Annotated in this window: 10 protein-coding genes; 5 read left to right on the forward strand and 5 right to left on the reverse strand. The window is 42.5% G+C overall.

Going from position 1 to position 14,251, the window contains the following annotated elements:
- A partial coding sequence (locus B3763_RS08015) for a 3'-5' exonuclease (protein WP_286745518.1) occupies window positions 1-735 on the forward strand: 735 nt, incomplete at its 5' end.
- A 122-nt stretch (window positions 736-857) separates the two neighbouring features.
- The gene (locus B3763_RS08020; RefSeq protein WP_286745520.1) at window positions 858-1,808 is read left to right on the forward strand and encodes a calcium/sodium antiporter; all 951 of its coding nucleotides are present in this window, start codon (window positions 858-860) and stop codon (window positions 1,806-1,808) included.
- Window positions 1,809-2,034: 226 nt separating this feature from the next.
- Here the strand turns inward: B3763_RS08020 and B3763_RS08025 are convergent, their stop codons facing one another.
- The 4 genes from B3763_RS08025 to B3763_RS08040 all read right to left on the reverse strand — a co-directional run bounded on the left by B3763_RS08025 (window position 2,035) and on the right by B3763_RS08040 (window position 6,600).
- Window positions 2,035-2,688: a response regulator gene (locus tag B3763_RS08025; RefSeq protein WP_189629850.1), complete on the reverse strand. Its 654-nt coding sequence runs from the start codon at window positions 2,686-2,688 to the stop codon at window positions 2,035-2,037.
- Between the two features lie 264 nt (window positions 2,689-2,952).
- The gene (locus B3763_RS08030) at window positions 2,953-4,896 is read right to left on the reverse strand and encodes a tetratricopeptide repeat-containing sensor histidine kinase (RefSeq protein ID WP_286745523.1); all 1,944 of its coding nucleotides are present in this window, start codon (window positions 4,894-4,896) and stop codon (window positions 2,953-2,955) included.
- A gap of 48 nt (window positions 4,897-4,944) precedes the next feature.
- Window positions 4,945-5,562, reverse strand: coding sequence for a hypothetical protein (locus B3763_RS08035; protein ID WP_286745525.1), 618 nt, complete (start codon window positions 5,560-5,562; stop codon window positions 4,945-4,947).
- A gap of 33 nt (window positions 5,563-5,595) precedes the next feature.
- On the reverse strand, window positions 5,596-6,600 hold the full coding sequence (locus B3763_RS08040; RefSeq protein ID WP_286745527.1) for a hypothetical protein: 1,005 nt from the start codon (window positions 6,598-6,600) through the stop codon (window positions 5,596-5,598).
- Window positions 6,601-6,942: 342 nt separating this feature from the next.
- Here B3763_RS08040 and B3763_RS08045 point away from each other — a divergent pair, with 342 nt between their 5' ends.
- The 3 genes from B3763_RS08045 to B3763_RS08055 all read left to right on the forward strand — a co-directional run bounded on the left by B3763_RS08045 (window position 6,943) and on the right by B3763_RS08055 (window position 9,802).
- Entirely contained in the window at window positions 6,943-7,170 is a 228-nt protein-coding gene (locus B3763_RS08045) for a hypothetical protein (RefSeq protein ID WP_286745530.1), read from the forward strand.
- A complete protein-coding gene (locus B3763_RS08050) occupies window positions 7,155-7,454 on the forward strand; it encodes a type II toxin-antitoxin system RelE/ParE family toxin (protein WP_286745532.1) in 300 nt (99 codons plus the stop codon). The genes B3763_RS08045 and B3763_RS08050 overlap by 16 nt, the downstream gene beginning before the upstream one ends.
- A gap of 647 nt (window positions 7,455-8,101) precedes the next feature.
- Window positions 8,102-9,802 carry a DUF262 domain-containing protein gene (locus tag B3763_RS08055; protein ID WP_286745535.1) on the forward strand — a complete coding sequence of 567 codons (1,701 nt, stop codon included), beginning with the start codon at window positions 8,102-8,104 and terminating at the stop codon, window positions 9,800-9,802.
- Between the two features lie 829 nt (window positions 9,803-10,631).
- On the opposite strand, the gene B3763_RS08060 is transcribed toward B3763_RS08055, so the two are convergent.
- Complete coding sequence (locus tag B3763_RS08060) at window positions 10,632-13,418, reverse strand: CHAT domain-containing protein (protein WP_286745537.1); 2,787 nt, start codon at window positions 13,416-13,418, stop codon at window positions 10,632-10,634.
- Window positions 13,419-14,251: the final 833 nt, after the last annotated feature.

The following is a 14,251-nucleotide window of genomic DNA, read 5'->3' on the forward strand; positions in this document are numbered from 1 at the left end:
AGAATTGTAGAATTGGCTTTTTTAAAGGTAATGCCCAACGGAGAAACCGAACGCAAAGTGCAGTTGGTTAATCCTACCATTCCCATTCCGGAAGAGGCTTCTATGATTCATGGCATTCGCAATGAAGACGTAGCCGACAAACCCACCTTTAAGGAAATAGCAAAAAGCCTGGCCAAATTTCTGGAAGGGTGCGATCTGGGTGGTTTCAACATTGTTCGTTTTGATGTGCCATTGCTGGTAGAGGAGTTTTTGAGAGCGGGAGTAGATTTTGAGGTGAGCCAGAAAAAGCTAATTGATGCTCAGAAGATTTTCTTTTTGATGGAGCAACGCACTCTGTCGGCAGCTTACAAATTTTACTGCGGTAAGGAATTGGAAGGGGCCCACAGTGCTGAAGCCGATAACGAGGCCACTTTTGAAGTGTTTAAAGCACAAATTGAAAAGTATTTGGGGCAACCGGTTACTGATGCTTCCGGAAGAGATTTAGGCACTATTGAAAACGATATGGCCTCCATTCACAACCTGGTAGCCAGCCATATGGTAGACCTGGCCGGACGCATGGTGTATAACGACAAGAATGAAGAGGTCTTCAACTTTGGCAAACACAAAGGACGCCCGGTAGCCGATGTTCTTAAAAGAGAACCGGGCTATTACGACTGGATGATGCAAGGAGATTTCCCTCTGGACACCAAACGCAAGCTAACTCAGATAAAGCTGAGAAGCTTTCAAATGGGCTAGTGTTTTATGTTCATAGACATTCATTGTTCATAAAGCATGAAATCATGAACTATGAACAATGAACCATAAACTTTCCCCCTCCATTTCGGTGACCTCTTAAAAGCACTTCGTCTAAAGGCCATATGCTTTCTCAAATATTGCTGATCCTGTTGGGCTTTGTTCTGCTGATCAAAGGAGCCGACTGGCTGGTTTCGGGCTCTACCCAATTGGCTAAAAAATATGGTGTCTCCGACCTGATTATTGGCCTCACCATAGTGGCTTTTGGCACATCGGCCCCTGAACTGATTGTCAACACGCTGGCTTCTTACCAAGACCATCCTCAAATCGTGTTTGGCAATGTAATTGGCAGCAACAACTTCAATCTGTTCATTATACTTGGTCTTGTAGGGGTAATACTCCCTGTGTCGGTACAGTCGGGCATGGTTTGGAAAGAAATCCCCCTCTCCTTTTTAGCCACCGCTCTATTGCTTTTTTTGGCCAACGACTGGTTGTTGGGTGGCAAACCAACTCTTTCAAATACCGATGCGTTCTTGTTATTGCTTGTTTTTGGTGCCTTTCTTTTCTACATGTTTCGGCAAATGAAATCCGAATCGGCTCAACCGGAAACTTATAGCTCTGGTTCTTCAGCCAAAATTTGGCTATTGATTGGAGCCGGCTTAACCGGTCTTATTGCCGGTGGTAAACTGGTAGTAGACCACTCAGTACTGTTAGCGGAAAGCCTGGGCATGAGCGAAAGAGTAATTGGCCTAACCATAGTAGCAGCCGGAACTTCTTTACCCGAACTCGTTACCTCAGTGGTGGCTGCCCTTAAAAAGAACAGCGACATTGCCATTGGTAATATAATAGGCTCCAACATCTTCAATCTTTTGCTTATCCTGTCGGTGAGCGGTCTTATTAGTCCCATTCCATTTCAGCCAGACTTCAACAGGGAAATCTACTTACTTTTGGGAGGCACGTTATTCCTTTTTCTGGCCATGTTTATGGGAAAACGTAAAAAACTAGACCGTTGGGAGGCTGCTGTTCTACTGCTCGTGTATCTGGTTTATACCTGGTGGTTGGTGGTAGAACATTAGGAAGCCGGGAATTAGCCATCGGATGGACCAATCAACAGCCCTTCTTTTTATGTTCTGAGCACAGTCCAAGAATCTGCCCTAGTGGTTTGATAAGAAGAGCGCATAGCATAGGTTATAAATGGTTGAACGAAAAATGTCAAAAAACACCTAATAAATCCCTGATTGTAAACCCATTAAGCCACGATCAGGCATAAACTTTAAAATACCTTAATCGTGAAGCGACCTGCTATATCAAACTCTGCCTTCTGGCCTTTTGAACGGCTTCCAGCTTATTATGCACTTGCAGCTTTTTGTAGATGTTTTCGATGTGCTTCCGCACCGTGCTTGGCGATAGAAACAGGTTGTTGGCAATAACGGTGTAACTCAATCCTTCCGCCAACTGCTCCAACACTTCCTGCTCACGGGTACTTAGTTCGGTAATGTCTTCCTCAACTTTGAATGACTCTTGTTTCTCAGGAAAACGAAGCAATTTGAGGGTTTTTACTGCAATTGAAGGACTCATGGCAGCACCTCCTTCTATCGTTTCCATGATAGCTTTGTAGAGTTTTTCACCTTCTATTTCCTTCAGCAAATAACCATCTGCTCCGGCACGAATAGCATTGAATATATTCTCATCATTATCGAAAACGGTAAGCATCAGCACCTTGATGTGGGGGTATTTTTGCTTAACGATATTGACCGTTTCGATACCATCGAGCACTGGCATTTCAATGTCCATCAGTACGATATCGAGGTTATGGTTCTTCTCCAGTTTGGCCAGAAACTCACTGCCATTGTGGACAGTGTATTTAATGTCCAAATCCTCATAACCAGACAATTTCTCATTGATAGCCCTCGCTAAGAATGTATTGTCATCTACTATCGCCAACCTTGTTTTCATTTTCTTACTCTTTAAAATACTGAGTATCCGTTTTTACCTACCGCCTACTATTGTGTTCTCATCATGACTTTTACCAACCAATCGGTGAGGACACCGATTGTGGCAATCTCTCTTCGTTACCTTGTCCCGACTTTTCGGGATGGGGTCTTTAGATTCTTGGTCTTGATATAATTGATCTTGAAACACGTTCAGGATGACGGTGCCGATTGTGACAACAAAGGCTGCCCGTTCTCCTCAACCCTACATTGACCTTTAAACTTCAAACTAACCTACCCTCAACTCTACCTTTGTGCCTTCACCTACTACACTAATCAGACTAAAGTCTATTCCGGCCTTTTCAGCCCTATTCTTCATAATATAAAGTCCGTTTCCGGAACCTTGAACTTCGGTATCGAAGCCCTTTCCGAAGTCTTGAACTACAATTTCTATCTTATTATCGATGTCTTTGAAGGACACCAGCACTTCTTTCGTTTCTGAATGCTTCACCGCATTATTGATACACTCCTGAATGATTCTGAAGAGATTCATTCCCACAAAAGCATTCAGTACTTTGTCGCTTGGCTCCCTTTCGGAGCGAACCCTGATGCTGTCATCTGTGGCATCGTGAATGGTGGCTGCGAGCTGCTGCGTTCTCTCCTGAATATCTTCCAGGCTTATTTCATCCTTGTTCATGGCCCAGATGGTATCGCGCAATTCTGAGATGGTCACCAAAGTGAACTGTTTCATCTGCATGAGCTTTTCAGCCAGGAAAGCTTCTCCTTTGTTAATTCCTTTTCTGGTCGTGTCGGTTATCGAAGTGATGTATGTCAGTTGCGAACCGATATTGTCGTGCAGGTCTCTGGCAATTCTGATGCGTTGTTCCTTCAGGTTTTCCTGTGCTTTGGCCTCAGCCAGTGCCCTTTCCAGAGCAGCTTCATTCTTGATTCTTTCTGCCTTCAATCGCTGAACTCTAATCAGGGATACACCCACAACCAACAGTACGACCACTAAACCACCCCCGGCTATGAGAAGGTTGTTTCGTCTTTTCAGGGTCAACTCACTCTCAATTAGCTCATTTCGTTGGCGCAGAATTTCATTCTCCTTTTGCTCGGTTTCGTATTGCTCCTTCAGCTTCAAAACCTCTTTGGCCTTTTCCGTCAGAAACAGGCTATCCTGAGCAGCAGTGCTCTTTTGCAAATAAGTTAGGGCATCCTTATAGTTGCGTTGATTTTCATAAATCTTAGAAAGTGTCAGAGCCGTCTTTTGTTGGAAAGTAAGCAGATCGTCATCTACAGCACCTTGGTAAGCTTCTAGACCCAAACTTGCCGCTTCAGAATAGTTTCCTCTTCTATTCAGCACATCGGCCAAATGCATTCTCAGGAAAATCACCTCGTACTTATCGCCTCTTTCCTGTTGAAGTGCCAGCGCATTTTTCAAAGATTCTTCCGCCTCATCCAACTGACCCAATCCCTTCTGGGCAATTCCTAAATTGGTATAGCTATAGGCTACCACCAACCTTTGATTAATAGACTGCCAAAGCCTTAATGACTCTTGTGCATGCGAAAGCGCCTTCTCGTATCGCTCCTGATCATTGTTCAGCAAGGCCAGATTATTCTCAATGGCCGCCTGAAAAAACACATTGCCAAGTGCCCTGTACATTTCCAGCGATTCCATATTCACCTTTTCCGAGAGCTCATACTCCTTAATGGTTCGGTACTGACTGGCAATATTTAGCTTCACAGAGGCAATTCGCTGCGAATCATTAGCTATTTCATAGCGCCTCAATGCCTTGAGTGAGTAGTAAATAGCCGTATCGATCACCCCAGTTCGCTCATAGGCATTGGCCATGTTGTGATATACAAAGCTCAGTGTTTGCGAACCATTGGTTGAGTCTACTAGATTCATGGCGAGCTTATAGGATTTGATAGCATCTTCGTAATCTCCAGCTTCGGTTTTCAGAATGGCCAGATTCATGGAAATTCTGCCCTGAAGATCATCATCTCCAAAAGCCTCTGCTTCCTTATATGCTTGGCGAGCATAATGCCAGGCACTATCTGTGTTAATGGTTCGGTATTTAAAACCTAAATCGCCCAAAAACTCGATACGCTCTTTCCCACTTTTTAAAGCGAGAGAATCTTTGAGCGCATCAATATCGGCTTGGGTAATATTCTGGGCATAGGAACAAAGCCCAGAGAGCATCAAGAATGAAGCGATTATTAAGAAGCGCAAGTGTTTAGCTAAAGGCATCACTAAAAATAGACAACAAATTGAATTGGACTACTCTTTGAATTTTAAACTGTTCCAGATAATGGAAGAACATCCCTTTTTTCCGAAATCTTCAATCGAAGATATCCCAGAGTTCTGATTGGCTTGAAAAATGAAAATCACTCCCGTATCAGCTAAAGGTGTTGGCCTGATCAGCATGGCCTGTACATTATAAGTTCCGGCAAAATTTGCCTCAGGCCTGTCGATTGAGCCAGTAGCCTGGAACATGTGAAATTCCTTGCCATCGAACTCCTTTTTACCTGAAAACTCAAAACTCAGATCGAAATTATTGACATAAAGACTTCTGATCTGGCTGATCAGACTTTCATTCAATGCATCGATGGTTCTGCCTAAGTCACCCTCCAAGGTATAATAGCCGATAGAAACCATATCGCTGCGGTTGCCGGCTTCATCATTGGTGTAGAAGGCTGCGTAGTTCAGATTACGTTTACCTTCGGCAGCGAAATCCACAGTCATATTTGAAGGGTATTCTAATTCGAATTCAAGTTCCGGCAAACTATAAGCTTTGGCATAATCGGCATCGAAAACCAGTTTCTTAATCTCGCCACAGGAATTCAAAGCCTGCTGCCCCTTACTTTCACAAGACAGAGACAGCAGTACCATGAACATTGCTAAATATTTTGGTTGAAGGGTCATCAGCAATTAATTCGCTTTGTCGGCCATAGCTTGAACAGTGCCTTTTAAGAAAGCACCTACTCCCAATTCCGCACCTTTGAGGTATAATGCCGGATCACATTTTACGGTAGCAAAGTTGGCTTTCTCTCTGTCTTCAACTCGCCATACCCTAAGCACACCCATATCTGTTCCAAGCCTGTCAGTGTCGGCATTCTGACCCGCTTCAAATTTCTGCCTTTCCATCACATCAGCAACCTCTACTCCACCTTTGGAGAAGAATGTACCCATACCGAATCGGTTAGTGCTACTCTCGCTAATCTTAAAAGTAGTTTCAGCCTTAACTTGTGCCGAACCTGCATGACGGTTCAGGGTTCTCGATAATTCGCTCTGGCTATTTTCGAACACAATTACATCCAAGACCACCTTATTGAAGATATAGCCTGTCTTCTGGTTGATTACTTTATTCTCTGTGCCTTGCTCATAATCCGCCAACCCAGAAAGTGGGCCACCATTTTCCTTATCTACTGTTCTCCGAGCCACCACAAACTTTTGGGTGGAAGGACGGGTAAGAATAACACCGAACTCCTTACCTTGCTCAGGTCCATTACCGGCTTTCAACTCCCATCTTTCTTCACGGTTCTTCTCGTAAGCCTTGTTGTTCCATAGTTCCTCGATCGGAGCAATTTCAAAACCCTGGGATTTTAAATCGGCCACATATTCAGCATACAGTTGATCTGTCAGAGTCTGAAGATTATCTGGATTCAAACCATCCAGTACAACTGTAATGGATGCTTTTGCATCGCCTTTAATACCTCCACGCCACATTTTGCCGCCCTTCTTTTCATCTTCTAAGGTGAGTGCCGTTTGATAGTTTACCTGAAAATCGGCAATCATTATCCTCTTGGCTTCTTTGCGATAATTCAAATTGGCAGGACCGAGTTTTTTGATATTCACATCCTCTACTGTTTGAGAGAATAGGCTAAGGCTAGTAAATACCGAAACTAGCAACGCCAAACATATTTTCTTTTTCATAGTCATTTCAGTTTACACAACCACTTCAGGTTGAAGTACCAAAACTAGACTACTGCCCTACGGCATTCAATACGGCAATTGACGTAATTACTTGGTTGATTTGTCATTGGACTTAAGGGAAATGGGTGATTAGTTATCAGTATATCGGTTAATCGGAAAACAGAAAACAGGTCCTAGTATATTTTTCATAGCAACGACTACCACAAAAGCCAACTATACCGCGTCATGCTGAACCTGTTTCAGCATCTCCCACGGCCTTGCACCTGACTCAGTGAAAAGAAAACTTCATCTTTTTCGTTTACACTTTGGTATGTTTAGGCATACCTGACTAAATTGTATAATATGAATACCAAGGAAAGAATTAAGGAACGTGTTAATGACATCAATGATCCGCGACTTCTAAATGAACTTTTGAAAGTTGTGGAACTGGAACATGACATTGAGCATACTCCTGAGCTTTCCGATATTGAGAAAAAAGCTATTGATGAAGGTATTACAGACGCTGATGCAGGGAATTTACATTCGAACGCAGAAGCGAGCCAATTAGTTAAGCAATGGCTAAAACAATAAAGTGGACTACCCGCTCCATTTTAGACCGAACCGATATTTATAAGTATTGGTTAAATCGAAACAAGTCGGACGCTTACTCCGAAAAATTAGAAGAACTGTTCGAAAAATCTGCTGAACTGATTTCCAATTATCCTCATATCGGCCTGCAAACCAACTATAAAAATGTGTTTTCAAAAGTGGTCAAAGACTACAAAATATTTTACCGTGTATCTTCCAATGATATCCAAGTTTTGAGAGTTTGGGACACTAGACAAAGACCAGAATCAATGAAGCTGTCTCGGTGATTCGGGAACTAGTTGATTAGGGAAATGGGGAATTGGGGCTTAATCGTCATTGCGAGATGCAAAATGAACGAAGTGGAATTTTGTAACACGGCAACTTGCCTGCGGCAGGCAGGTCTGTCAGTTCTGAGCAGTAGACCTCCAAACAGAGAGATTGCTTCGTCATAAAACCTTGTTGCACAGGTTTTACTTCTCACAATGACGGATACCGCAAGCTCCCACCATAGCACGTCATGCTGAACTTGTTTCAGCATCTCCCACGACCTTGCACCTACTCTCTCATCCCAAAACAACCTGTACACCCAAGTCGTCAGACCAATGACTGGTAAGAGCAACTGAGACCGAAACGTTTGGCTGTGTTGGGGACAATTGGTCGGACGACTAATACTACCTCTCAACCCTACACCTCTTGTAATTATTCGTTTAAATTCTTTTCTTCCAGCAAGAAAAACACACACGTACTTTTTAAACTCCTGTGCTTTTCTGGAAACTCAAATAGTACGCGTTATACAGCATCCATTGGTTGGCTATCGTACACTCTTTGTAAATTATTAGAAATATATCGTGCATAAAAATGCACGATGTTTAACACTGGAGCAAATTAATGTAACTAATTAGCACTTCAGAATTTGGGTGCGTAACTTTACTCCATGAACTTAGACACATCAAATCAAACATATAGACAGTTGGTCGGAAACGGCATTATTTACTCCGTTCCGAGATTTCAAAGAGACTATAGCTGGACGGCAATTGAATGGGATGATCTGTGGCAAGATATTGAGGGCCTATTCGAAGAAGGTGGAGAAGAGGAACATTATATGGGATACCTGGTTCTGCAATCGAAGGACAGCAAGAATTATGATGTAATTGATGGTCAACAAAGACTTACCACCTTAAGTATTCTTGTATTGGCATTTTTAGGTAATCTAAAAAAACTCATTGAGGATGACATAGAACCAGAAAAGAATCAACAGCGACTTGATCAACTTCGTAGCACTTTTATAGGTTATTTGGATCCTGTAACTCTAATCCCCAAAAGTAAGCTCAACCTCAACAGGAATAACAATAATCTTTATCAAACATACCTAGTGCCTTTGGAGACTGCTCCAAAAAGAAATCTCAAAGCAACAGAACATTTGATGAGAAAAGCCTATGATTGGTTTTTCAATGCCGTAAAACAAAAATTTTCCAGCAACAGAAGAGGGGATATACTCGCCCAATACATTGACTCACTTTCTGATAAGTTATTCTTCACAGTAATTAAAGTCAATGATGAGCTGAATGCATATAAGGTATTTGAAACTCTGAATGCTAGAGGGGTTAAGCTGTCTTCAACAGATTTATTGAAAAATTACCTATTCGCGGTTGTCCATAATCATGGTTCTGACGAACGTGAAATGACTGAACTTGATAACCGTTGGGAGAGACTTGTTGGCCTAATTGGTAGTGATAGCCTACCAGACTTTCTGAGAACTTACTGGAATAGTCAAAACAGGTTTGTTAGACATTCAGAATTATTTAAACGGATAAGAGAAAGTATTTCATCTAAAGGTGAGGTGTTTAGTTTGATGCGTGATCTTGAAAGTAGTGCTCACATTTTTGCTGCACTACCGAGTGGTGAGGATGCACTGTGGACTAATGAACAAAAAAAATATGTAAAAATACTTCGGATGTTTAATGTTCGCCAACTTTATCCACTTCTTCTATCTGGATATAAGAAATTTTCCGAGGCAGATTTCACGTCCCTATTGAGATCCTGTTGTGTCATTTCATTTAGATATAATATCATTGGTAATCTTGCTACAAATGAACAAGAAAGAGTTTATAACAGATTGGCTGTTGAACTTTCAACTAATTCAATTAGTACTTTACAAGATTTGATAAACGCTCTAGGAACATTGTATGTTTCTGATGATAAATTCAGGGCTGATTTTTCAGAAAAAGAACTTCGAACTACTCAAGCAAGAAATAAAAGGGTTGTTAGATACATTTTATTTGAAATTGAAAAACATGTTTCTAACAATGCTTATGATTTTGAAAGTGATTCATATAATCTCGAACATATTATGCCAGAATCTATCCAAGAAGGTTGGGATAACATTGAAGACAGAGATCATGATCAATTTGTATATAGACTTGGAAATATGACAATCTTAAATAAAAGTGTTAACCGTGATCTTGGGAATACTGACTTCTTGACTAAGAAAGCTAAATATCTAGAAAGTGAATTTGCTCTCACGCAGAGAGTAGCAAACGAGAATAGTGAGTGGAATCCAGAAAGAATTGCCGAACATCAAAAATGGATGGCTAGACAAGCAACTTCCATCTGGAGAATCTCCCAACTCAATTAAAGCTATCTTGCTCCGCTCCAGCAAACACTAAAATGAATATGCGAACTGAGTCCTTTGATAGAACATTGCGAAACAGGCACTCCGGTGCTTCTAGTAACTGGAGCGCATACTCATTTTAGTTGGACGTTAACAAAAAAAGCAGCACCGTATGTGCTGCTTTCTCAATTAAACAGGTGTAACCCTGCGACTCAACTAAAGACTACTATTTATCTTTATCTAGTATTCAAACTTAGCCGCTTGTCCTACGGCATTCAATACGGCAAATGACTTAGATACTTCCAGGAAGCAGAGAACTAGTTGATTAGGGAATTGGTCAAGAGTCTTTAGGTTCAATGTTTAAAGTTCAAGCCGAACGAGCCAACCACACCGCGTCACCCTAAACATCAAAATACACAAAGCTTAAAGCACCAAGCACGAAGGCGGATAGAATAAGGATTGAATTGATTCGAACGAGTTTGGGGTTCAGGCCTTTACAAGTTGAAAAGGCATTGAGAGCGATGGCTAAGACCAAAGCAGGCAAACTCAGATACAGATTGAAAAGGTAAAACCATAACCAACTAGTGCAGAGTCCCCAAATGGCTAGGATGGTGGTGAGTGCCGGAATAACTTTTAGCATTTTCATTCGGCCTTTCTCAGAAAACTGAACATATGAAAAGAGTAAAAGCAGGGTAAGGAACCCTGCAATTACAATCAACCTAGAGACTAATCCAGACATCAACTAAAACCTTTTAAGACTGATTTAACTTCAATGAGATTCCGGATATTTCCCTTTGAGCTGATGAAATTTTCAAAGGAAAACTCCGGAATGACGTTCTAATTGGAATTCGTTTTAATACCCCGTATAAATAAATGGTGCCCAGAAATAGGGGTGCGTATGACCTTCAAACTCACCTTTAATGAAGCTTCTTTTCACATCGGTAATGGCGGCTGAAGTGCTCATACCTCCATTGAAAACTCGGTTGTAAAGGTGAACAGTCAGGAACATCGTACCTGTGTCACTCACACTCCATAAAGAAGTTAGTGTACTGTTAGCTCCGGCATTCAAAAGTGCCTGATTCAAGCCTTTGATACCATCGCCCGGAGATTCTACACCCAAAGCCGTTTGACAAGCACTCAGCATTACAAAGTCTACCGGCAGATTCAGCTTTTCTAACTCTCCTACCACCAGCATGCCGTCTTCTCCGTTTACCGGAGTTGACTTCACGGTCATGGCTATGCTACTCAGATCGAAGACATAAGGATGCACACTGGCATGGCTGGAAAGGTGTACCGCACGATACTTGCCTAGTTCACCTGCAGCACTCATTCGCTTCAGCTCATTTTCTGTCATCATAGCATCCATACGTGTATCGGTTTTCGGAACAATTTCCTGAATCACAGCAACTTCTTTGCGTCCACCTTCCAAATAAGACATGGGTTCCTCAGTTTGGAATGTGGCGAAAGCGTAGTCCAATGGTTTACCCTTTTTCAAATCTTCACGCACACGGTAACGGAGTTTTTCAAGATCACCCAGGGAGGCCAAAGGTGCTTTTTGTGCCGAATGCAAATCATAAGTAGCACCACCAAAACCCAGCACATTCATTTCATAAGTCTTTTTAGGTTGCATTCTGAGTGTATAAAGCATGGCGGCATTCGGAATGTAGCCAATCTCGAAACGTTCAGCCAAATACTGGCCATTGTCATCTATCAGGGCATCGAATGGAATAGTGCCCAACAGTCCTTCTGGGCTGATAGTCAGCTTTTCCACCGTGAATAGCTCTACATCCAAACCACTGATAAAGGTGTGATAGAAGCGGTTAAGCAAGTCGGGCAGGTTCTCCTTCTGGTAGAAAACATATTTACCTTCAACTACCTTGGCTTCCATATGCTTCCGCAAATATTGAGTCAGTAGTTTGAATTCTCCCTTGGCAAAAGTGTTGGTTACGCGTGCTTTCGCTCCGTTCAGATAATCCAGGTTCTCCTTCCTGAATTCCATTTGAGCCTGTTCTTTTTCCAACTCAATCAACTGGGCTTTTTGGTTGGTGAGCAAATCTATAAAGGCACCTGCTGAACGATTATACTTCACCACCACATTATTTTTGGTGACCAGGCACATGAGGTAGGTTCCTTCGTAAGTTGTGCCCTTAGAAACATCGATGAAAGACAAATAGGCTTCCTTTTCGCCCAAAATGGACTGCAATTCTTTCAGTGATAGCTGCTTCTTCTCGCTTCGTTTGTCATTCAACAAGGCATATGCTCGGTTCGACTCGATGACCTCATAAATCTTGTCGAACTGCTTGGTTTCGTAGTAAGCTCCGGCCAGAAATCCGTTGATGCGTTGGAATTTATCCAAGTAGCCACGCTGCTCCAGCGGATCCATTTTCTCCAATAACTCAACCTCTTCCGCCCTAGCCTTTTCAAACTCAACAGCTGATTCAGCATACTTCTTTTGCTCCATCAATCGGACACCATCGTTATAGGCATTTCCGGTTGAAGCTACCATTTCATTATCCAGTAAATTGGCAATGCTGGAAAGTCCATTCTTCACATAAGAGACATAGCTCATTTGTTCAATTCCCTGAGTTTTAAGGAAGTTTTTAGCTCTTTGCGCAATGGCCTGAGCTTTGTCTATTTCCTTGTTGAAAGCATAGGCGCGCAAGATCACATAATAGGCTTCGGCAATGTATTCAGGAGATTTCAACTTAGGTAATTGAGCCGCATATGAATCGGCTAAAGCAGCTGCATCTTTGTAATTTCTGCTTTCAGTCTTGGCCATCACCAGGTAGAAATAAGCTTTGGCCAATGTGGCAATCGATGGCATTTGACCGCTGAGATCGGATATAATGAGGTTCGAAGAAGCTTCCACCTTATCCCATCGTTTTAAGGCCGATTGTACCCTGGCCAAACGTTCATAAGCGCGATATCTTGAGGCTAAGGCATAGTTCGACTGATCGAAAACGATCTTTTCCAAATGCGGCTCCAACTTCTGACCGAACTCAAAATTTACTTTTTCGGCCATGCTGGCAATGCTCACTAGGGCATCGACATGCAAGTACCTTGAAATCAGACCTTGTTTTACTGCCTCTTCTGCTTTCACCCAATCGGCTAAAATCTGAGCAGCTTTTTCGTTGTTGGCTATATCATCATAAGTGGCGCCAAGACTTGAAGCCAAATTCTCAAAAGTGGCCTTGGCTCTCTTAATACTTTCCTCATTATAATTAGCCAGATAGCCCCTCGCCTTTTGAACAGTGGCCGAAAGCTGGCTGTAATTGGCCAAGGAGTTGAGGTAACCGTTCAGGCTCTGATAGTCGCGCTGCATCCCGGCAGCATCCTGACCAAGCGCCTGCATATTCCTCACAAATTTCTCAGCTTCCAGCGGCTGATTGGCAAAGACGGAATGGATAAACCCATAGAAGCTTCCGGCTCCATCATAAGCATTGTAGGCTACAGCCCACTTCGAAAAATCGACTGCATCCTGAGGTTTATTCATATTGTAAAAGGCACTCGCAACCAGGTCAAAAGCCAGCGAATTGCCGGGATAGGTTTCTATCAGGTTGGCTCCGGCACGAATTGCGGCATTGAAGTCTTTGGCTTGCTTGGCACGCTGATAGGCGGCATAATCAGGGTGAGCTTCCATTTTTGTAGGTGGAATGCTGACCTGAGAAAAGGCCAAATTTCCACTGAAAAAGAGAATTATAAAAGATAGTGAGCACATTATTGGATTCAGCCCAAAAGGATTAAACAGAAGCTTTCTCATGATTTGATTTTTCTCTAGTTGTTAATACAAACCTAGCTTCTGGCATAGTGCAGCTCAATACGGCAATTGACGTAATTGCTTCGGAGAAGCAGTTCAAGGGTTCAAGGTTTAATGTTTAAAGTTGAGGCTACCGCAAAAGCAACCATATCCACGTCATGCTGAACCTGTTTACCAACAGGCAGGCTTGTTTCAGCATCTCACAAGACTTCGCACCTTAGTAGGTTATTCGTTGATTGGTTATCGGTTATCGGTTAATCGGAAATCAGAAAACGGGCTCCCAGTTCATTATTCATAGTTACGTGTACCACAAAAGCCAACCATACCCACGTCATGCTGAACCTGTTTCAGCATCTCCCATGGCCTTGCACCTGAGTAGGTTATTCGTTGATCAGTTATCGGTTAATCGGAAAACCGTGTGTTAATCTTAGCCATCCTACTTTCCTCCTCGACCGTAGTGGAGAGGCCTAAGAGGTGAATTGGTTGATTCGCCTATGGGTATTAGTTGATCTGTTAATCAGGAAAAACAGGAAACAGGTTCCTAGTATATTTTTCATAGCAACGGCTACCTCAAAAGCCAACCATACCACGTCATGCTGAACCTGTTTCAGCATCTCCCACAGCCTTGCACCTGAGTAAGTTGATCGGTTATCGGTTAATCGGAAAACCGTGGGCTAATCTTAGCCATCCTTCTTTCCTCCTCGACCGTAGTGGAG

The organism is Roseivirga sp. UBA1976 (genome assembly GCF_002336325.1).
GTDB lineage: Bacteria > Bacteroidota > Bacteroidia > Cytophagales > Cyclobacteriaceae > Roseivirga > Roseivirga thermotolerans.

Coding starts and splice junctions, on each gene's coding strand:
- B3763_RS08025 (WP_189629850.1), bottom strand. CDS start 2,688: ATGAAAACAAGGTTGGCGATAGTAGATGACAATACATTCTTAGCGAGG.
- B3763_RS08055 (WP_286745535.1), top strand. CDS start 8,102: ATGAACTTAGACACATCAAATCAAACATATAGACAGTTGGTCGGAAAC.
- B3763_RS08045 (WP_286745530.1), top strand. CDS start 6,943: ATGAATACCAAGGAAAGAATTAAGGAACGTGTTAATGACATCAATGAT.
- B3763_RS08060 (WP_286745537.1), bottom strand. CDS start 13,418: ATGGAAGCTCACCCTGATTATGCCGCCTATCAGCGTGCCAAGCAAGCC.
- B3763_RS08040 (WP_286745527.1), bottom strand. CDS start 6,600: ATGAAAAAGAAAATATGTTTGGCGTTGCTAGTTTCGGTATTTACTAGC.
- B3763_RS08020 (WP_286745520.1), top strand. CDS start 858: ATGCTTTCTCAAATATTGCTGATCCTGTTGGGCTTTGTTCTGCTGATC.
- B3763_RS08050 (WP_286745532.1), top strand. CDS start 7,155: ATGGCTAAAACAATAAAGTGGACTACCCGCTCCATTTTAGACCGAACC.
- B3763_RS08035 (WP_286745525.1), bottom strand. CDS start 5,562: ATGTTCATGGTACTGCTGTCTCTGTCTTGTGAAAGTAAGGGGCAGCAG.